General features: G+C 66.4%; 11 protein-coding genes. 4 read left to right on the top strand and 7 right to left on the bottom strand.

Annotation, left to right across the window (positions count from 1 at the left end; translation table 11 throughout):
• Nucleotides 1-43: 43 nt before the first annotated feature.
• The 3 genes from XM50_RS13025 to XM50_RS13015 form a co-directional block, all read right to left on the bottom strand.
• The gene (locus tag XM50_RS13025) at nt 44-1,516 is read right to left on the bottom strand and encodes a flavin-containing monooxygenase (protein ID WP_046410103.1); all 1,473 of its coding nucleotides are present in this window, start codon (nt 1,514-1,516) and stop codon (nt 44-46) included.
• Nucleotides 1,517-1,640: 124 nt separating this feature from the next.
• The gene (locus XM50_RS13020) at nt 1,641-5,864 is read right to left on the bottom strand and encodes a translocation/assembly module TamB domain-containing protein (protein WP_046410101.1); all 4,224 of its coding nucleotides are present in this window, start codon (nt 5,862-5,864) and stop codon (nt 1,641-1,643) included.
• The gene (locus tag XM50_RS13015; protein WP_082103056.1) at nt 5,864-7,978 is read right to left on the bottom strand and encodes an autotransporter assembly complex protein TamA; all 2,115 of its coding nucleotides are present in this window, start codon (nt 7,976-7,978) and stop codon (nt 5,864-5,866) included. The genes XM50_RS13020 and XM50_RS13015 overlap by 1 nt, the downstream gene beginning before the upstream one ends.
• 364 nt (nt 7,979-8,342) lie before the next feature.
• On the opposite strand from XM50_RS13015, the gene XM50_RS13010 reads away from it, so the two are divergent.
• The 4 genes from XM50_RS13010 to XM50_RS12995 all read left to right on the top strand — a co-directional run bounded on the left by XM50_RS13010 (nt 8,343) and on the right by XM50_RS12995 (nt 15,169).
• On the top strand, nt 8,343-9,569 hold the full coding sequence (locus XM50_RS13010; RefSeq protein ID WP_052742569.1) for an efflux RND transporter periplasmic adaptor subunit: 1,227 nt from the start codon (nt 8,343-8,345) through the stop codon (nt 9,567-9,569).
• A gap of 1 nt (nt 9,570) precedes the next feature.
• Nucleotides 9,571-12,810, top strand: a complete 3,240-nt coding sequence (locus XM50_RS13005) for a multidrug efflux RND transporter permease subunit (protein ID WP_046410098.1) — start codon at nt 9,571-9,573, stop codon at nt 12,808-12,810.
• Nucleotides 12,810-14,273, top strand: a complete 1,464-nt coding sequence (locus tag XM50_RS13000) for an efflux transporter outer membrane subunit (protein ID WP_197075550.1) — start codon at nt 12,810-12,812, stop codon at nt 14,271-14,273. Before XM50_RS13005 ends, XM50_RS13000 begins: the two co-directional genes overlap by 1 nt.
• Nucleotides 14,274-14,374: 101 nt before the next feature.
• Nucleotides 14,375-15,169 carry an esterase/lipase family protein gene (locus XM50_RS12995; RefSeq protein ID WP_046411637.1) on the top strand — a complete coding sequence of 265 codons (795 nt, stop codon included), beginning with the start codon at nt 14,375-14,377 and terminating at the stop codon, nt 15,167-15,169.
• Nucleotides 15,170-15,238: 69 nt separating this feature from the next.
• Here the strand turns inward: XM50_RS12995 and XM50_RS12990 are convergent, their stop codons facing one another.
• The 4 genes from XM50_RS12990 to XM50_RS12975 all read right to left on the bottom strand — a co-directional run bounded on the left by XM50_RS12990 (nt 15,239) and on the right by XM50_RS12975 (nt 21,262).
• The gene (locus XM50_RS12990; protein WP_231621972.1) at nt 15,239-18,022 is read right to left on the bottom strand and encodes a M14 family metallopeptidase; all 2,784 of its coding nucleotides are present in this window, start codon (nt 18,020-18,022) and stop codon (nt 15,239-15,241) included.
• A gap of 31 nt (nt 18,023-18,053) precedes the next feature.
• Complete coding sequence (locus XM50_RS12985) at nt 18,054-19,328, bottom strand: M20/M25/M40 family metallo-hydrolase (RefSeq protein WP_082103055.1); 1,275 nt, start codon at nt 19,326-19,328, stop codon at nt 18,054-18,056.
• Between the two features lie 201 nt (nt 19,329-19,529).
• A complete protein-coding gene (locus tag XM50_RS12980; RefSeq protein WP_046410093.1) occupies nt 19,530-20,252 on the bottom strand; it encodes an aspartate/glutamate racemase family protein in 723 nt (240 codons plus the stop codon).
• Nucleotides 20,252-21,262, bottom strand: a complete 1,011-nt coding sequence (locus XM50_RS12975; RefSeq protein WP_046410092.1) for a D-cysteine desulfhydrase — start codon at nt 21,260-21,262, stop codon at nt 20,252-20,254. The genes XM50_RS12980 and XM50_RS12975 overlap by 1 nt, the downstream gene beginning before the upstream one ends.
• Nucleotides 21,263-21,313 lie beyond the last annotated feature (51 nt).

Raw genomic sequence — 21,313 nt, 5'->3', positions numbered from 1 at the left:
AAGTTGCCGGCGATCGAAAGGCCCCGCGTCCCGGCGACCGATATCACGCGGCGACGCGCGCCCGCGCTGGCGCCGGGTTGGAAAACTCCATGCTGTCGTCCACCGATCCGAACCGCAAGGCCATGACATCAAGGGCGTAATTCTGATTCAGCCGCCACGGCTTGCGGTTGCCCTGCTTGGGCAGTTGGTCTGCCACCCGCTGGATGTAGCCCGACGAAAAATCGACGAAGGGCTCGACGCCCACCGGCTCGGCGCCGATGCGCGGAGTGGCCTGCCGCATCCCCCGCTTCTTCATCGTGTTGAGGACGCGGCACAGGTACATGGCGACCAGATCCGCCTTCAACGTCCAGGATGCATTGGTGTAGCCGAACGTGAAGGCGAGGTTGGGAATGTCGGAGAACATCATCCCCTTGTACTGCAGCGCCGCGGACAGATCCTTGGTCTCCCCGTCAACGACCGGCGCGATGCCGCTGAGCAGCTTCACCTCCAGCCCTGTCGCCGTCACGATGACGTCCGCCGGCAGCGTGCGACCGGACTGCAATTTGATCCCGTCCTGCGTGAACCGTTCGATCGTGTCGGTCACGACCTCCGCCTTGCCCGCCTTGATCGTGTCGAACAGGTCGGCGTCAGGCACCAGGCACAACCGCTGGTCCCAGGGATTGTAGCGCGGCGTGAAATGGGTTGCGACGTCGTAATCAGGCCCGAGATGCTCGCGCACCTGATCGAGCAGCTTCTGCTTCACCTTTTCCGGCTTCTTGCGGGTCATGCGGTAGAAGACCATGCCGAACAGCACGTTCTTCCACCGCGTGATGCCGTAGGCGGCATGTTGCGGTAGCTTCGCGCGCAGCCAATTGGCCATGGAATCCTGCGCCGGCCGCGACACGACATAGGTCGGCGATCGCTGCAACATCGTCACGCTGGCCGCACGTTTCGCCATCTCCGGCACTAGCGTTACCGCCGTCGCACCGCTGCCGACCACGACCACGCGCTTGCCGCTGTAGTCCAGGTCTTCGGGCCAGAATTGCGGGTGGACGATCGTCCCCGCGAAGTCTTCCTGCCCGGCAAACTGCGGCGCGTGCCCACGCTCATAATCATAATAGCCGGAGCACATGTGCAGGAAGTTGGCGGTGAAGCTTACCGGTCCCTCCGGCGTTTCCGCGGTCACCGTCCAGCAGGCATCGGGGGTGGACCAGGACATGCCGGTCACGCGATGATTGAACCGGATGCGGCGATCGATGCCGCCTTCCCGTGCCGTATCCTCGATATATTCGCGGATCGACGGGCCGTCGGCGATCGCCTTCGCCTTGGTCCACGGCCGGAAGTTGTAGCCCAGCGTGTGCATGTCGCTGTCGGAGCGGATGCCTGGATACCGGAACAGGTCCCACGTCCCGCCCATCGCCGCGCGCGCCTCAAGGATCAGATAGGATCGGTTCGGGCAACGCCGCTGCAGGTGATGCGCGGCGCCTACGCCGGACAGCCCGGCCCCCACGATGATGACGTCGACGTGTTCGGTCATGGCCGATCCTCTCCTTGTGCGCGAGCGTACCGCAACACGCCGGGCGGGGAAAGGACCAGACTTACTCGCGTGTCAGTAAGTGGCGGCCACCGGATTGCTGATGATCCGTGGGCCGCCGCTTCCCTCAATAATCCTTGGAGTAGCGCAGCTGCGCATTCGATCCGCCGAACGATCCCGCCTGGGTCAGCAGGCTGAGCGAACGGCTGAGCGCAATGGTCAACTGCGTGGCGGTGAAGCCGCGGGCATCCGTGACGATCTCGATATAGATATCGTCGGTCAGATACTTTCCGGCGGCAAGCGCCGTGCCGCGCCCAGCCGCATCGTCCGCGCCGAGGATGCGCAGGCGATCGAAGCCCGTGGCCGACCGAAGCTTGCCCAGCGGGTTCAGCCCGCCTCCCGACCCGCGCAGCGAGTTGAGTGCGGATGCGAGTTGCAGCGCCTCGATCGCCGACAGATTCTCCGGGTTGGTGCCGAACAGCAACCGGCTCAGCACCTCGTCCTGCGGCAGCGAGGGCGTGGAGGAGAAGGTGATCTGCGGCCGCTGGCCCGTGCCGGCGATGTTGATGGCGAAGGTAACGCCGTCGTTCACCGTGGTCGCGCGTATATCGATATCCGGGTCGGTCATCGCCCCGCCGCGGAAGCGGACCCGGCCCTGTTCCAGGTCGAAGCGCTTGCCGGCGAAGGAATAGGTGCCGCGCACCAGATCCAGCCCGCCGGTGATCAGCGGCGCCGCGGACGTGCCGCCCACCTTGATGTCGGCCTCCCACTCGCTCTCCAGCCCCATGCCGGAGACGAACAGCTGGTTGTCGGCGCGAATGCGGATATCGAGGCGGAACAGCCCCATGGACTGCGGTTCCGCCGCCGCCGGCCGATCGGTGATCCGCGCCGGACGAATGTCGCTCTTGCGGCGAACGCCCGTCAGCTCGGGCACTTCCGCCGACCCCTGGCGGATGATCTGGTAGCGCGCCTCGGGGATGGTGAGATCCGCCTTGATCAGCCCGCCGCCACGCCCGTTGGTCACCGACAGAGTGCCGGTGGCGGTCGCACCCAGCGAATCCGACCGGGCGAGCCGTGCGTCGTTCAGCTGGGCATCGATCTGCATCGGATACCCCTGATCCGCCGCCAGGCTGACATAACCCTGCGCGCGCACGGTTCCGTCGCCCGCCCGCCCCGTCAGGCTGTCGAGCTGCAGCCGGTCGTTATTGAACCGCGCGCGGATCGCCATGTTCGACAGGCGCGTACCGTAGGTTTCATTGTCATAGGTCAGATTGTCGGCGCGGATCAGGCCGTTCAGCTGCGGCGCCGAAACACGGCCGCCGAAGTCCGCGGCGACGACGATCGGCCCGGTCAGCTGCTGGTGCGCGAGGCCGCTTAGGCTGAATAGCACGCCCGACGGGCCATTGTAGCGGATGCCGCCGCTCAGCGGGGCGGCCATCAGGCGCGATGCCCAAGATCCGCCGGTGCCGAGCGGTCGCAGGAACGCCTGCAACCGGCCGACCGTCGTCGAACCGCGATTGATCAGCGCACGCGCCTCGGCACCGCTTCCCGACAGCCGGCCGGCAAAGACGACGTCCACCGGTTCCGACACCGTGGCTAGGCTGGACCGCTGGAAGCCGGTGATCGTCATCCGGGCGTCCGCCTGCGGGAAGGCTTCGGCGCTCGCCTGGACGAAGTCCAGGCTGCCCGTCGCCTTGCCGCCAAGGCCGAGGTTCGGGACCAGCGCATTGGCGATCGACAGGTCGAGGCTGTCGAGACGCATCTGCGCACTGAGCCCGTCACCATAGGAGCCAGCAATGCGCAAACGACCTTGGTCAAAGATGATCTGGGTCGGCGCCAGCCGGTACACGCCCGCATTGTTGGTGATGCGCGCCGGATTGCCGGTGCGGAAGTTGATGTTGTTGGCCTGTCCCTGCAACGCCACCAGATAATTGTCGGGCGACAGACGGGCGTTAGCGGCCAGTCGGAACGGCACGCTGTTCGAGCCGGTGAACAGGGCCTGTGCCGTCCCATTGCCGCCGGCGTAATTCACCTTCACGCGGCCGCTCTCGATCACCGTTGGGCCATAGCGCAGGTCCGCAACCTGGGCGTCCGCGATCACTTGGGGCTGATCGTAGAGGACGACATTGGCCTTCACGATCGCGCGGCCGATGACGAAGTCGACGTCGCCGGGGAAGCGGGCCGCATTGGCGCGCGCGTCGATCGCAGCCGTCTGATAGCGTCCCTGCCCGCCCAACTGGACGGTGCCTCGCGTGCCCGAGCCGGCAAACTGCACGCGGCCGGCGAACGGCCCCGCCGCGGTCTGCACCACGCGTCCGGCGAAATTGACCCCGGCAAAGATGACCCGGCGGATGTCGATCGCCAGCTGCGATCCCGGCGTGACCAAGACGTCGGCATTGAACGGACCATAGGTGGTCCCGCCCGTCGCGGTCACGGCATAGGCGCCGTTGCGGCCGACGATACGCGCGTTGAGGTCGGCAAGGCCGATCCCGACGCCGGGGCGCGGCGCGCGCAGGTTCACCACCGGCGCGGCGGCGCTTCCGCTGACCCGCGCGAACAGCGGGCCATATTGGTTGGAATAGGCGTCGGCCGACACCGCGACCGCACCGGTATTCAGGTCATAACGCCCCTCGCCCCGCGTCACGCGGAACAGCGGCGCCGTCAACTTCATGTTGCGGAAGGTGACGATTCCGTCGGTATCATAGCCGAAGTTCGTGAAGGCGACGGCGTTGCCGCCGAGGAAGCTGCGCGCGCCGTCGTTGAAGATCTGGCGCGTTTGCACGCCCACGCGACCGACGATCCCGAACCCGCCATTGGGCTTTGTCACCAATTCGGCATCGGTCGTCAGGTTGAGGATGCCGACACTCTCGACCCGGAAATTGTTGACCCGGCCCTTGAGCGCGCCCGTGTACCGGCCGGTTTCCATATTGGCGGCGATGATCGCGGTCGCATCGATCGTGTCGGAGCGGATGCGCAGATTGTCGGAGAGGATCTGCGGCATGTCGATCGCGATATCGCCATCTAGCCGGACGTTGGTCGTGAGGCCGCCCAGCGCAGGGTTCAGCCCGGAAATGCGCCGCGCACGACCATGGACGGGCACCAGGATGCGATCCGCATCCACCCGTGCAAGCCCCTCGGCATACAGGTTCTCGACCGTGGTTTCGGCAAAGCCCAGCGTGGTCGCACGCAGCTTATAGTCCACCGTTGGCGTCGCGAAGGCGCCGTTCAGCACTACTCGTGCCAGCACGTCCCGACCACGCAGATTGGGGGCGATGGCGCCCGGCGTCAGCAGCTTGGCATCGACCGCGAAATTGCCGAAGCGGCTGTTCGCCAGGTCGACGATGCCGCCGCCGTCCACCGCCAGCGCGCTGGAGCGCAGCTTGAACCGGGTATCCGCACGCCGCTCGGCGAGCGTCGAATCGATTGCTACGTCGAGCTGCGGCGCGGTCAGTCGCTCGACCGGCCCTTCAAGATACAGCCCCGGCCGGGTCGTGCCGCGCACCTCGATATGCCCGTCGCGGGCCGACAGGTTGAGATCCGCCAGACGCCCGCCGCCGAGCGTCGCGTTCAACTTGCCCTGCCACGACTTCCAGCTGCCGCGACCGTCGATCGTGGCGGTAAGCGGCGCCTTGGTACCGGCCAGGCCGGAAACCAGGCCGCCAGCGGGCGCGAACAGGCGCGCGTCTATCGTTAGCTTGTTGTCGTCGGGAACCGCATCCAGCCGTAGGCGAAGCGTATCGCCACCGGCCACACCCGGTCCCCGCAGCGCCCCGGCATCCACCGTCAGCTGGGCACGCCGATCGGCGATATGCGCCGACCCGTCGATCCGCGCGATGTGCCGCCGACCGGCCACCGGCGGCTCCATGACGAAGCGGGCCACGCGCAGCCGATCGATATCGATGTCGAGATCGGGCAGCAGCGGCGCGTTCGGGTCGCTCGGCTGCGGGATCAGTTCGGGACTGCGCGCCATCGTGATGAGCTCGCTCTGCAGGCTCTTCACGTTGACGTGATTGTTGAGGAACGCGAACGGCCGCCAGTCCACGTCAAGGCGCGGCGACACGATGAACACGCCCTTGGGATCGCTCACCCGAACGTCGGTGAGCACCATCCGCCCGTACAGCGACCCGTCGATCCGGCCGACCTTGATGTTGAGGCCGCCAGCCGTCGTGTAATTGCCCAGCTGGTTGGCGACGAAGCGCCGCCCGGGATCGGTGTTGATGCCGAAGACGATCGCCAGCAGCAGCAGAACCAGCGCCGCCAGCGCGATGCCGATCCATTTGACGACGCGCTGCCAGAGCGGACGACGCTCGATGATCACCTCGGTGGTGGGCGCTGTGTTGTCCTCGACCATCAGAATGCCTGCCCGATCGAGACGTACAGCGCGACCTTGGGATCGCCCGGCCGCGGATTGAGCGGGGTGGCGACGTCGACGCGCAAGGGTCCGAAATTGGTGTAGAAACGCCCGCCGATGCCCGCGCCGAACCGCAGGTCAGACGCATTGGGGAACGTGCTTTCATAGGCATTGCCGGCGTCGATGAACGGCACGATGCCGAAATTGCCGAACCGGTAGCGCGCCTCCAGCGAGAATTCGTTGATGCTTCGTCCCCCCACCGGGCGCAGATCGGCGAGGTTGATCTCGCCGTCCTCGTTTGGCTTCAGCGACGATACCGGCTCGAGCGGCCCGAGACGCTGATAGCCGTAGCCGCGGACCGATCCGCCGCCGCCACCATAATAGCGCCGCGACGGCGCCAGATCATCGCGCGAGATGCCGAAGATCGATCCCGCCCGCGCGCGGCCCGCGATCACCAGGCTGTCGGTGACCGGGTAATAAGCTGTCGCCTCCAGCATGGTGCGCGCATAGGGCCGCACCTGCCCATGCACCGATGCCTCCGGGCTGACGTTCAGCTTGAGGCGGAAGCCGCGGGTGGGGTTGAGCAGGTCGTTCGACCGATCCCACACGGTCTGCATCGGGATCGCCGCGATGCCATAAGTGCGGCGCACGCGCTCGTTCAGGTCGAAGTCAAAGACACTCTCGTTGGTCGCGATCAGCTCGCCGCCGAACGCGTAGGTGAATTGCTTCTGCCACAATGGCGTCGATTCATATGCCCAGCGCGCGAAGAGCGAACCGGTGTAGGAATCGAATGCATCATAATTGGAATGGCTGGCGGTGATGCCGGTGAAGAAGCTGCGATCGCGGCGCCCGGCATTCTGCCGCCGGAACGTGGCCGCCGCGCCCTGTTGCTGTGTGCCCGCCACTGCGGCGAGGATCAAGGCGCCCTCCGGCGGGAACAGGTTGCGATGTGTCCAGCCGCCTTCCAGTTTGACGCCCTCACCCGTGCCGTAACCAGCACTGCCCGCCAGGCTGCGCCACGGCCCCTTGGTCTGGCGGACCATCATGTCGATCTGCTCGGTCCCCTCCGGGCCCGGCCGTCCGGTTCGCACCGGTTCGACGCTGATCGTGTCGAACAGGCCGGTCGCGATCAGCGCCTCGCGCAGATCGTCGCGCAGCCGCTGGTCGTACAATTCGCCCTGCTTGAACCGCGGGAAGATGCTGAGATGGTCGAGGTCGAAGACGTTATCGCCCTCGGTCTGCACCACGCCGAAGGACGATCGCGGCCCGGTATCCACCGGCAGCGTGTAATCGCCCGTCATCGTCTCGTCGTCGAGCAGGATGTCGCGCTCTCCTACCTCCACGAACGGATAGCCCCGCTGCGGCAGCACGAGCGAGACATTTGCCTCTGCCCCCTGCACGCGCGCGGCCTCGATCGGGTCGCCGGTCTTCAGGGGCAGTTGCTCGCGCACCAGATTGGGCGGCGCCGTCGGGTTCGCGACCACGGTGATGGTGCCGAGCTTGAATATCGGTCCCGGCGTCGCGGTCAGGACCACGCGAAGACGGCCCGGTTCGTTGGGGATCGTCTCCAGCACCATCGACGCGGTGCCATCATAATAGCCGAGCGACTTCATCAGCCGGACGGCAAGCTGTTCGTCCTCGCGCCCGCGCGCATTCACCTGCGTCGCATTGGCCGCCTTGCCGCCGCCTTCGCGCAATGCAGACAGCGAATTGAACTCATCCTCCAATCCGATGTCATTCAACCCGCGGACCACCGTCTCATACCGGATCTCGGGTGCATCGCTGTCCGTGGCGTCCTCGGCGGTCTGCAGCGGCACGGTGTCGGTCGCGCTGAGCGGCGGCAACGGCTGGTTCAGCGCCGGGTCCTCGGGTGCGGGCGGCGGGATGGTGGCGCTTCCATCGATCGGCGCGGCAGACGATCCGTCGGGCAACGGCTGCACGGTCTGCGGCGGCATCGGCTCAAGCGGCGCATTGATATCGCCGGAGAGCGACGGGAGCGCGGCGTCGAATGCGGCATCGGGCACGATGGGCTCGTTCCCTTGCGCATTCTGCGGCGCCGTCGCTGATTTGGGTGCGTCAGGTCCAGTTGCAGGGGCGGTCCCCGGCTTTGCCATCTGTCCGCTCGCTGCCGCTGAAGATGCAGCAACCAGCGCAACCGCGAGCCACCGATGACAACCCGAATTGAACCGCACAAACGCCCCTTCTCAACCTCGGGACGTCCGATTTTTCGAATCCCCCCGCATGGCCCAACGCTTTGTTGAACGATAAGTTTCCGCACCGTAACCGGTGCGACAAGTTGCGACATGTTCAGGGTGGCAACCCCGCTTGAAAGCGATTACGCGACAGGCTTAACGATGCCACTGGGCTGCCGCACCGGAGCGGCCGCTTTCTGCGGAGATCATGGTCAATGTATCGAGCGAAAGTTCGTGCACTCGCGTGTGCCCGGTCGGCTAATGATCTGACGAGCAAGCAGGATTGATGCGGTTGATAGAGGTGCGAACGCTCGCGTTGGTCAGCGCGGTGGCTCTGGCGGCGTGCAGCAGCGGCGGCGACACCGGCAATCAGGGCGCCGGAACCCAGGGCAAGGCCGCGGGCAAGGGTGACGGCGGGCAACCGCCGCAGGTTGGCTATGTCGTGGTCCAGCAGACCCGTGTCCCGCTGATGACCGAACTGCCTGGCCGGACCTTCGCCTACCGAAGCTCCGAGGTGCGCCCTCAGGTTAGCGGCGTCATCCAGAAGCGGTTGTTCAAGGAGGGCTCCCTGGTGCGGCAGGGGCAGCCGCTCTACCAGATCGATCCGAGCCTGTACCGCGCGGCCGTGAACGAGGCATCGGCCGCGGTGCAAAGCGCGCAGGCGACGGCGGCCGCCGCACGTGTGCGTGCCGAACGCTTCCGTCCGCTGGCGGAGATCGAGGCAGTCAGCAAGCAGGATTATACCGACGCGGTCGCAACCCAGCGTCAGGCGGAGGCGAGCATCGCGCAGAACCGCGCCCAGCTGGAAACGGCGCGCGTCAACCTGCGCTTTACCACCGTTCCCGCCCCGATCACCGGCCGGATCGGCCGGTCGCTGTTCACCGTCGGTGCGCTGGTGACCACCAGCCAGGCGGACCCGCTGGCGACGATCCAGCAGCTCGACCCGATCTATGTCGATATCCAGCAATCCGCGGCCGACCTGTTGCGGCTGCGCCGGCAACTCGCCAGCGGCGGCGCATTGCCGGCCAGCGCCGCCGTCCGCCTGAAGCTGGAAGACGGCAGCGATTATGGTCGCACCGGCTTTGTCGAATTCTCCGAAGTGGTGGTCGATCAGCAGACCGGCACCGTGACGATGCGCGCCCGCTTCCCCAATCCGGACGGGCTGCTGCTGCCGGGCATGTTCGTGCGTGCCGTGTTCGCTCAAGCGATCGAGGCCAACGCGTTTCTCGTGCCGCAGCAAGCCGTCGCGCGCGATCCGCAGGGCAATGCGACCGTGTGGGTCGTTGATGCCAACAACAAGGCCGTGCAGCGCACGGTGCAGACCGTCCGCGCCGATGGCGCGAACTGGATCGTGACCGGCGGGCTCAACCCCGGCGATCGCGTCATCACGCAGGGCACCGCCCGCCTGAGTCCCAACAGCACGGTACGTCCTGTCCCCGCCTCGGCGCCGCAGCAGCCCAAGCCCCCCACGCCCGAACAGCTAAAGCAACAGCAGAAGGCGAAGGGCGGCTGAGATGTCGCGCATCTTCATTGACCGTCCGATCTTTGCCTGGGTTCTTGCCATCATCGTCATGATGGCGGGTGCCGGTGCGATCATGGGCCTTCCCATCGCGCAATATCCCGACGTGGCGCCGCCGCAGGTGTCGATCCGCGCCACCTATCCCGGCGCGAATGCGGAGACGATCGAGAACTCGGTCACGCAGATCCTGGAGCAGCAGCTGACGGGAATCGACGGCCTGCTCTACTTCGCCTCGTCGTCCAGCTCGCGCGGCTCGGTGTCGATCACCGCGACGTTCGAAAAGGGCACCGATCCCGATATCGCGCAGGTCCAGGTCCAAAACTCGATTCAGCAGGCGCTGACCCGCCTGCCGGCGCAGGTGCAGCAGCAGGGCGTCACCGTGCGAAAGTCCAACCCGGACTTCCTGATGATCGCCGGCGTCTATGACGAGAGCGACCGGATGACCAACCGGGACGTCTCCGACCTGATGACCTCGACGCTGCAGGACCCGCTGGGCCGTGTGCAGGGCGTCGGCGACACCAATGTCTTCGGCTCGCAATATGCGATGCGCATCTGGCTCGATCCGGCGAAGCTCGCGAGCTTCCAGCTGATGCCGGGCGACGTGGTGAGCGCGATCCAGACGCAGAATACCGAAGTTGCGGCGGGCGAGATCGGCGGACAGCCGATGCCGTCCGACCAGATGCTGAATGCGACCGTCACCGCGCAATCGCGTCTCCAGACGCCGCAGCAATTCCGCGACATCATTCTCAAGACGCTGCCATCGGGCGCCACCGTGCGCGTCGGCGATGTCGCGCGGGTGGAGCTCGGCTCCGAAAACTACAATGCCAGCAGCCGGATCAACGGCCATCCGGGCGCCGGCATCGCCATCCTGCTCGCGCCGGGCGCCGACGCGCTGACCACCGCGGAACTGGTGAAGGCGGAAATCGCACGCATCGCCAAAACCTATCCGCCCAACATCAAGGTCGCCTACGCCAACGATTCGACGGACTTCATCAAGCTGTCGATCGACGAGGTGGTGAAGACGCTGATCGAGGCGATCATCCTCGTCGTCATCGTCATGTTCGTCTTCCTGCAGAGCTGGCGCGCGACGCTGATCCCGACGATTGCGGTGCCGGTCGTGTTGCTTGGCACCTTCGCGGTCTTCTATCTGGCGGGCTTCTCGATCAACACGTTGACCCTGTTCGGGCTGGTGCTGGCGATCGGTCTGCTCGTCGACGATGCGATCGTGGTCGTGGAGAATGTCGAGCGCCTGCTCGAGGAAAACCCCGACATGACGCCGCGTGAGGCGACGATCGAGTCGATGAACGAGATCACCGTCGCGCTAATCGCGATCGCGCTGGTGCTGTCGGCGGTGTTCCTGCCGATGGCGTTCTTCGGCGGGTCGACCGGCGTGATCTACCGCCAGTTCTCGCTGACCATCATCTCGGCAATGGTGCTGTCGGTCGCCGTGGCGATCGTCCTGTCGCCCGCGCTCACTGCAACGCTGCTGAAGCAGCGCCACAAGAAGGATGAGGACCGCCGCGAAGGTCGCTTCGCGCGCCATTTCGGCTGGGTCAGCGACCGGCTCGACCGCGCGAGCCACTGGTTCAACACCAGTTTCGAGCGCGCGACCGAGCGATATGTCGCTGCCACCCGCCGCGTCATCGATCGCAAGTGGCTGTTCGTCGGCATCTACCTGGTGATCGTCGCACTGCTCGCCGTGCTGTTCCTTCGCCTTCCCACCGGCTTCTTGCCGACCGAGGATCAGGGCGGCACGCAGGTGCAGTTCCGCCTGCCCGCCGGCGCGACCCGCGCCCGCACCGAGGAAGTGCAGAAGGCAGTCGAGCATTATTTCCAGGAGTATGAGAAGAACAACGTCCGCACGATGCTGACCGTCGCCGGCGGCGGCGGTGGCGGCGCTTCCGGGCAGAATACCGGTCAGGGCTTCATCTCGCTCACGGACTGGGCGGACCGCAAGGGCAAGGAAAACTCGGCAGACGCGATCGTCGCGCGCGCCGCAGCCGCCTTCCGCGCGTTCCGCGATGCGCAGGTGTTCGCGCTGGTCCCCCCCGCGATCCGTGGCCTTGGCCAGTCCGAGGGCTTCACCATGGAGCTTCAGAATACCGGTAGCCTCAGCACCAAGGAATTTGCCGCCGCGCGCGACAAGCTGCTCGCGATGGCCAATGCCGATCCGAAGCTGTCGGGCGTGCGCCTGTCCGAACTGCCGGACATCGGCACGCTGCGCGTGAACACCGATCCGCAGCGCATCGCAGCGCTCGGCCTGTCGCAGACCGACGTCAACACGACGCTGTCGACCGCTTGGGGCGGCCGCTACGTCAACGACTTCGTCGATCGTGGCCGCGTGAAGCGCGTGTTCGTGCAGGGCGATGCGCCCTATCGCGACAATCCCGATTCGCTGAACCAATGGTTCGTGCGCGGCGCGAACGGGCAGATGGCGCCCTTCTCCAGCTTCGCCTCGACCAGCTGGTCACAGGCGCCAACGACCGTGTCACGCTTCAACGGCATCCAGTCGTTCGAATTCCAGGGTTCGGCGGCGCAGGGTGGCAGCTCGGGTGACGCAATGGCGCGGATCGAGGAGCTCGCGCGGCAGATCCCCGGGACCAGCGTGGCCTGGGCCGGCATCTCCTATCAGGAACGCCTGTCGGCGGGCCAGGCCCCGCTGCTCTACGGCCTGTCGATCATCGTGGTGTTCCTGTGCCTCGCCGCTTTGTACGAAAGCTGGTCGATCCCGCTGGCGGTGCTGCTCGTCATCCCGGTCGGGTTGATCGGCGCGGTCGCGTTCGTCACCCTGCGCGGCCTCACCAATGACGTGTACCTCCAGATCGGCCTGCTCACGACCATGGGGCTCGCGGCGAAGAACGCCATCCTGATGATCGAATTTGCCGAGCAGGAAGAGAAAAAGGGCGCGCGCGTCATCGACGCGGCGCTGACCGCGGCGCGCATCCGCCTTCGCCCGATCCTGATGACCAGCCTCGCCTTCATCTTCGGCGTGCTGCCGCTTGCCATCTCCACCGGCGCTGGCGCGAACAGCCGCATCGCCATCGGCACGGCGGTGATCGGCGGCATGTTCACCGCGACGGTGCTGGCGATCTTCTACATCCCGTTGTTCTTCGTGCTGGTGCGTCGCGGCTTCCGTGACGGCATGGCGAAGCTGCGCGGCGAGGAACCCGGCCACCGCCCGCCTGAAGACAATAATGTGCCCCCCAAGGGCACACCGCAGCTGGAGCAATCGTGATGCGCCTCCTCCTGCCGCTTCTGCTCGGCACCGCGCTCGCCGGATGCAGCATGGCGCCCAAATATGTGCGACCCGACCTTCCGGTCCCGGCGTCGTGGCCGACGGGCGACGCCTATCTGCAGCAGAGCGAGGCCGCGCTGCCCAGCGTCACCTATCGTGACATCTTCCGCGACCCACGGGTGCAGCGCCTCATCGACCAGGCGCTCGCGAACAATCGCGATCTTCGCGCCAGCGTCGCCAATATCGAGGCAGCGCGTGCGCAATACCGCATCCAACGTGCGGAGCTGTTCCCGCAGGTGGACACCGGCGCCACCATCACCCGGCGCGAGATCGGCCGGCAGGCGGCGGGCGGCAATTTCGCCGTCGGCGGCACCACTTATCAGGCAACATTGGGAACGAGCGCGTTCGAACTGGATCTGTTCGGCCGTGTCCGCTCGCTCAGCGACGCCGCGCTCGCGCGTTATTTCGGTCAGGAGGCCGCCGCGCGTGCCGTCCGCCTGACGCTGACCGGCGATGTTGCCAGCGCCTGGCTTACCTATGCGGCGGACCAGAGCCTGCTGAAGATCGCGCAGGACACCGCCGCAGCCGCACGGCGATCGGTGGAGCTCACCCGCGCGCGCGTGTCGGGCGGCATCGCACCGCGCACCGACCTGCGCCAGGCGGAGCAGATCCTCGCCACGGCGGAGGCCAATATCGCCAGCCAGCGCACCGCGCTGGCGCAGGATATCAATGCGCTGCAACTGCTCGTCGGCGCGCCGATCGATCCGGCGCTTCTGCCCGCCTCGATCGAGGAAGCCGCCGGCACAGTGGCAGAGCTGCCCGCGGGCCTCGACAGCCAGGTCCTGCTGCGCCGGCCCGACGTGGTGCAGGCCGAATATGATCTGCGCGCCGCCAACGCCGAAATTGGCGCTGCGCGCGCCGCGCTGTTCCCGCGCATCTCGCTGACCGGGCTGTTCAGCTTTGCCAGCACGGCGCTCTCCTCCCTGATCAGCAGTGACGCGTTGACCAAGACCGCGACCGGCAACATCGCCTATCCGATCTTCGCCGGTGGCGCGGCGCGCGCAGGGGTGGATCAGACCCGCGCGCAGCAGCAGGCCGCGCTTGCCCGCTACGAAGGGACGATCCAGACCGCGTTCCGCGAGGTTGCCGATGCGCTCGCCCGCCGCGGCACTATCAGTGATGAACTCGCCGCGACCGAGCGGTTCGCCGCCGCCGCGCAAGACACCTACCAGCTGTCGAACGCGCGCTATCGCGGTGGGGTGGAGCCGTTCCTGACCACGCTGGACGCGCAACGCTCGCTCTATGCGGCGCAGCAGCAGCTGGTGCAGACCCGCCTGATCCGCGCGACGAATTTGGTGACGCTCTACCGCACGTTGGGCGGTGATTCGCAGCTCGCGGTCAACGCGGTGGGCGCCGTCCCTGCCCCGGCCCTGGTGGGCTCATCCGCGCCGAATCCGCAGTGACCGGCACGTAATCCTCACCATATAGTCACGATTAAGCGGCTGCGCGGCAGAACCTTGTCCGGTTCTGTCCGTTGTTCGCGGACCCTGAGGAGACGCAGACGATGGCCAATGATGCGGCGGACACGGTGGTGGCGCCGCCCTCCCCGCTGTTGGCGCTTACCGAACTGCCCCGCGCGCTGCTGGAGTTCGGCATGCTGCCCTGGGCCGCCCCGGCGCTCGCCAGCGTCCCGCATGGCGACGGTCATCCCGTCCTCGTCATCCCCGGCTTCAACGCCTCGGACAAGTCGACGCGAATCCTGCGCTTCTACCTTCGCCGGCTCGGCTATGACGTTCACGGCTGGGACCTTGGGCGCAACCGGGGCCCGCGTTCGATCGGATCGGAGGGCGAGAAGCTGATCGCCCGGCTCGAGGCGATCCACGCTGCCGAGGGGCGCAGCGTCAGCGTCGTCGGCTGGAGCCTGGGCGGGATCATGGCCCGCGTGATCGCCCACCGTCGCCCGGCCATGGTGCGGCAGGTCATCACCCTCGGCGCGCCGTTCTCTGGCACGCCGCGATCGACGCGGGTGTGGCGGATCTACGAATATCTGTCGGGGCACAAGATCGATGACCCGGTGGCTCTTGGCTATATGGGCGAGGCCGCGCAGCAGCTGACCGTCCCGTCCACCGCGATCTGGAGCCGCGACGACGGCATCGTGCCCTGGGCCAATTGCGTCGAGCCGCATTGTGCCACCACTGACAATATCGAGATCTTCGGCAGCCACTTCGGCATGCCGGTCAATCCCGCCGTCCTCTATGCGGTGGCCGACCGGCTCGCCCAGCCGGAGGACGATTGGAAGCCGTTCGATCGGCGCGGCCTGCTACGCGCCATGGCGTACCCGACAGTGGGCCACGCCTGATCCCGCGCGTCTTACGGGATCGGGTGTCCGCGCCAGATCACCCGCGCGGACAATCGAACTCCCTGGCGATCAGTCCGCCGTGCGAGCGGTCTGTCCTGACTGGGTCGGGCCATAGAGCGCCGCATTGAATAGGAACTTGAACGACGGATAGGGCTGGCCGCGCTGCGTCACTTCATTGGCGAGCAGGTAAACCCGGCCCTGCCCCAGCGTCCCGTCGATCACGGTGGCCGTGCCGTTCAGTGCCTTCTGCCCCCAGGCCCAGCCAGACCGCAGCGGATCTTCGCTGGCGAACCACGCCACCCGCCGCACGCCCGCCTGCCCCGGCACCGCGGCATAGGTCGGATTGTTGTTGTAGAAGATGTCGAGCGTCTCGGGGAGGCCGTACGCCAGCGGGTCGCTGGGATCGACCTTTGCCTGCAACACTGAACCCGGCACATAGAATTTGGTGCTCGGCAGTGGCACGCGCTTGCCCGATGCATCGACACTGGTCAGCGCATTGTAGACAGGCAGCCCCATCTCGGCCCCGAGACGTGTTGCGCCGCCGACTGCGATCACGGTACCGCCCGCCTTGGCGAAGGCAGCGATCTGCGGCACCGTCTTCTCGCTGGTGATATGACCCAGGGTAGCGCGCCATTCGGCCGGCAGGTCGGCGGCATCCGGCTGCTTCTGTGGCGGCCGCCCCTCGCGTCCCAGCACGTCCGACTGGAACACCAGCACGTCATATTTTGCGTTCAGTCCGCCCTTGTCGAGCTCCTGCGGATAGACCCGCGTGTAGGGGAATTCGTACTTCTCGAAGATCCAGCGGTTCCAGCCCGACGCCATCGAGCCGCCATAATGGTCCACCAGCCCGATCCGCACCGGCTTCAGCTTCACCGCGTCGCCCGCAGGCTTGGCGGTAACGGCATGCGCATCGATCCCCAGCGTCCTGACCGCACCATCGACAATGCCGCTCGCAGCGCCGCCCGCCGGGATCCACAAGGCGCCGGGCGCCAGCTGCTCGCCGCCCACGGTCACACCCTGGCTCAGCCAGTACACCGGCACTCCGGCCTTCAGCAGCCGATTGGTCAGGATGAAGCTGTTGTTGGTCGCATGGCTGACGACATAACCCGCCCCACCGTCGCCGATCACGCGCCCGGCCGGCGGAGTCTGGATCACATCGGTGACTTGCGGGAAATGCTGCGGCGCGCCGTCGAGCAGGCGATCGAACGTGACGTTCATCTGATACGCCAGCGTGTAGCCGGTGATGTCATACGGCCGGATCGGCGGCCCGCCCGGATAGGCGAAGTCCTGCGGATGGTCCTGCGGCTCAAACATGTCGAGCACGTGCGGGCGAAACGCCTGGTCGGACCGCACAATGTACGAGCCGGCGGCATACCGTTTGCCGCCATAGCTGAACGGCTTGTCCGCCCGTTCCACCTCGACCCCGGTCTTGATCAGCGAGTTGAGGAAATCCACCGTGGTGGGCAGATCCGCCTGCTTGTCGACCGGCAGCACGAACGCGCGCGGCGCGCGATATTGTGGATCGCGCAGGATCGTCTGGTACAGCGTGGAGGGCACGATATCGCGCGTGTTATACCCGGCCAGATCGTCTAGCGCGCTACCGCCGCTCTCCTTCTTCAGCCGCTCCGCCGCCGCCTTGACCGCGTCGATCCGCTTGGGTGTGACAACCCAGCTATCCTCGCTACCCTTCTGGATCTGGTTTCGACCCATGACGTAGCGGTTGAACAGCACCGTCTCGCGGTTGCGCGAGGCATAGTCGAGGATCGCCCGCGACATTTCCTTCACGTAATCGATCGACTGCTGGAAGTGCCATTTCTGCGGCGCGATCGTCATCACGCCATCGGATGTGGCGAGCTGCTTCGCCGGCACGAGCGGGATTTCCATCGGCGTCGGGCTGCCGATGATCTCGGTCAGGATGCCGATTTGATTGTGGAAATAGCCGACCGTGCGGACGCCGCCGTTGAACCAGGTCGAATAGGGCGCGCCCGATCGCGAGACTGACCCGCCCTTCCCCTGCGCCACCAGCCGCGCATGCATCGCCGTACCCACGGCATCCGTCTGGTTGATGACCAGCGGCTCGTTGTTGAAATTGTACGGATCGCGGAAGGGCGGGATGAACACCACCGTGCCAACCGGCCCGGTCTGATGCTGGTTATAGAGGATCTGGGGGAACCACTCGCGATAGGCCGCGCGGTTCATGTTGGTAGTCTCGGGCTGGTGCGAGGCGTAGCTGTCGCGATTGTTATCGTGCCCGACGTACTTCTGGTAAAGCACGGGGATCGTGTTCGTGCTGCGTTTCGCCTTGTCCGCGGGGCGCATGTACCAGTCGGCAACGAGGTCCAGCCCGTCCGGGTTGGCGAACACATAGAGCCCGATCGTGTCGTTCAGGATGCGCATCGTCTCGGGGTCAGTCCGCGTCAGCATTTCGTGGATCAGCTGAACGTGGCTTTGCGCGTTGACGACTTCGGTCGCATGCAGCCCGGCGTCGATCCACACGACGGCCTTGCCCTGGTCGGCCAGCGCTTTCGCCTGATCGTCGGTCAGCCCCTTGGCCAGCGCGAGCTGCTGCGCAATGCCGCGATAACGATCAAGGTTGCGGATGTTCTCTGGCGACGAGATGATCGCCATATATTGTTCGCGACCCTCGGCGGTCTTGCCGATGCTCACCAGCTTCATCCGGTCACTTTCCTGTGACACCTTCTGAAGCCACTCGCTGATCTGCTTGTAATTGGCGAGGAAATAGTCGGAGCCCGGCTTTGCCTTGAGCACCGCGACCGGGTCGGTCACGGTCCGCGACTGGGCGGTCGCCGCGCCGCTGGCGAAAACGATCGACAGCCCTGTGGCTGCCAGCATCAATGCACGCATCGTGATCTGCTCCCCCTGTTTACCTCGCCCCCGCAAGCATCAGCAATGTGGCGAGGCTCACCGCCATGCTGTCCACGTCCTTTGGCTTGTCGACCACCATCGCCTCTTCCAGCGAATGCGCCCGCATCGTCTGGAAGCCGGATCCCAGCGTCACCGCCGGGATGCCAAGGCTCATCGGAATGTTGGAATCGGTCGATCCCGCGCCATAGCTGGGCGTGAAGCCCGCTGCCCTGGTGACGGCGGTCGCGATCTGGACGATGTCGGTCGACGACGCCGTGGTGCCGACCGGCCGGTCACCGACCTGCTTCGCCTCATAGGTGATCTTGCCCTTGGCGGTGGACCGCGCGGCGTTCTCCGCCGCTACTGCGCCCGGCAACATGGCGAGGAAGTTCTTCTCCACCGTGTCCAGTTCGGCCTTGCCGACCGACCGCATGTCCACCGTCATCGCGGTCGAAAACGGGATCGAATTGACCGAGGTGCCACCTTCCAGCAGGCCGACATTGTACACGGTGCGCGGTTCCGCCGGCACCTTCATCTTGCCGAACTCGACCATCGCATTGGCCATGGCATAGGCGGGGTTCACCAGGCCGAAATCGCCCATCGAATGGCCGCCCGGCCCCGAGAATGTCACCTTGTAGCGCTTCGATCCGACCCCCGCATTGGTGATGCGCCCCGCGCGCCCCGGCTCCAGCGAGATGAAGTAGCCGATCCGATCCTTCAGCGGCCCCTTGGTGAACAGATAGCGCGTGCCGCGCAGATCGCCCGGCCCTTCCTCGCCGACATTGCCCATGAAGACGATGTCCGACTTGGTGGTGAACTTCGCCTCGTTCATCGCGCGGATGAACGCCAGCAGCACCGGCAGGCTCGACGTGTCATCGCCGATGCCCGGCGCGTAGAGCATGTTGCCTTCACGCCGCACCTTCACGTTGGTGCCTTCGGGGAACACCGTATCAAGGTGCGCGGTGATGACGATCAGCGGCCCGCCGCCGGTGCCCTTGCGGGTGCCGTACACATTGCCTTCCGCGTCGGTGGTCAGGTCGGTCAGCCCTTCGGCGCGCAGCATCTCCAGGAATGCGGCGGCGCGCTTGGCTTCCTTGAAGGGCGGCGCTTCAATCTCGGTCAGCGTGATGACATCCGCCACGACGCGATCGTGATCGGCGGCAAGCTTGGCCTTGGCGGCGGCGAACTTGGGGCTGGACAGGAACTGCTTGGCTGCTGCGTCCCGGTTCTGCGCGACTGCCGCTGCCGGCGCCATCGCGCTCGCCAGCAATGCCAAGGTCAACAGCGTCTTCATTCATGCCCCCTCGTTGCGATGTACCGCCGGCGATCGCGGCGACCACCATGTCGCCGGTACCGCCAAGTCGGCACCATGTGCGTCGCGCCGCTCTTGCAGTCACGATCGCCTGTTCACCGCATGCTACTCACGAAAGTGGCGGGGACGAGTGCCAATTGCGTCAGGGAACTGATTGATTGTTCAACGTCGCATAACCGCAGGCTAAGCGCCTCGCCCCCACTCACCCCGCGCATATGCGACCGTGCGCTCGGCAAGAACGTCGGTGGCGTCGATCAGCGGCACGGGAAGCTCGCCGTCGGCGATCACCAGCGGCACTTCGGTACAGCCGGCGATGATAATCTCTGCGCCCTGATCCAGCAGGTGGTGCGCCGTTGCGCGTACCCCAGCCGTGCCCACATCAAGCTCGCCCCGCTTGATTTGCCAGATCGCGTCCATGAACGCTGCCCGTGCCGCATCGTCGGGTGTGACAGCGGTGAGCCCGGCCGCATCCAGCGCGCGTTCGTACAGCTTCGCTTCCGCCGCGCCAGCGACGGCAAGGACGCCGATCCGCCGCGCCTCGGGATGGCGGCGACGGACGGCGGCCACTGCCTCGTCGATCAGGTGAACGAAGGGCAGCGGCGTGGCGGCGCGCACCGCATCGGCAAAGGCGTGCGCGGCGTTGCATGGCATCGCCAGCACGCCCGCCCCCGCCGCCGCCAACCCGCGCGCCATCGCGGCGAGCGCCGGGGCCGGCGACGGACCGGTGCCCGCGATCGCGGCATTGCGATCGGGCAGCGCGGGATTGCTGTCGGCAATCACCCGCACATTGTCCTGCTCCCGCGCTGCGCCGCGTTGCGAGTGGCGCAGGACCTTCGCCATGAAATCGATCGTCGCGGCGGGGCCCATGCCCCCCAGCACGCCGATCGCCAGCGGGTGGTCGGTCATCAGAAGGCAGCGTCGCCGGTAAACAGCGGCTGGTATGCATAGAGCGCCGGCGAGCCACCGGTGTGGACAAAGAGCACGCGCTCATCCGCGTGGATCTCGCCGGAACGGACCATGCCGATCAGCCCCGCCGCCGCCTTCCCGGTATAAACCGGATCCAGCAGCACCCCTTCGAGCGAGGCGAACAGGCGTACCGCCTCGACCATCTCCTCGGTCGGCAGCGAATAGCCGGGCCCGACCCATTCGTCGCGGCATTCGATCTCGTCCGGCGTGATCTCGGGAACGACCCCGGCCAGCGCGGCAACCTCCCGCGCCAGGCGAAGCACATTCGCCTCCTGCTCCGCGCGGGGACGCCGCACGTTGACGCCCGTCACCGGGATGCCCGCGCTGTTGCCGATCAGGCCGGCGACGATCCCCGCATGGGTACCGGCGCTGCCGCTCGCCACGACGATCCGGTCAAACGCGACGCCATCGGCAAACGACTGCTGAAGGATTTCCTCGGCGCAGGCGACATAGCCGAGCGCGCCCAGCGGGTTGGAGCCGCCACCGGGGATGATGTAGCCGCGCCGCCCCTCGGCCGCGAGGTCGCCGGCGATCTTCTCCATCGCGGCCTGAAGATCATCGCCCAGCGCGACCACCGTCACGGCCTCGACGCCGAGCAGGTCGAACAGTAAATTGTTGCCCGACGCGGTCTTGTCATAGCTGTCCGGCACACGCTGCTCGAGCACGAGGCGGCATTTCAGCCCCTCGCGAACCGCGGCGGCCAGCGTCAGGCGGCAATGGTTGCTCTGCACTGCGCCGACCGTGATCAGCGTATCCGCGCCCTGCGCCAGCGCATCCGCAACCAGGAATTCGAGCTTGCGGGTCTTGTTGCCCCCACCGGTCAGGCCGAGCAGGTCGTCACGCTTGATGAAGAGCTCCGGCCCGCCGAGCGCCTTGGTCAGATGCGGCATGGGCTCGATCGGGGTTGCGCCGGGCGTGTAGCGCCGGCGCGCGAAACGCGCGAGATTCATGATGGTCGGCTCCGATCCTGCTGGTCGGGGCGTTCAACGCCCGGACGACCC

It is taken from the genome of Sphingomonas sp. Ag1, from assembly GCF_000980895.1.
Classification (GTDB): Bacteria; Pseudomonadota; Alphaproteobacteria; order Sphingomonadales; family Sphingomonadaceae; genus Sphingomonas; species Sphingomonas panaciterrae.
The sequence above is the reverse complement of the archived record's forward strand: the minus strand, read 5'-3'. Positions and strand labels throughout refer to the sequence as shown.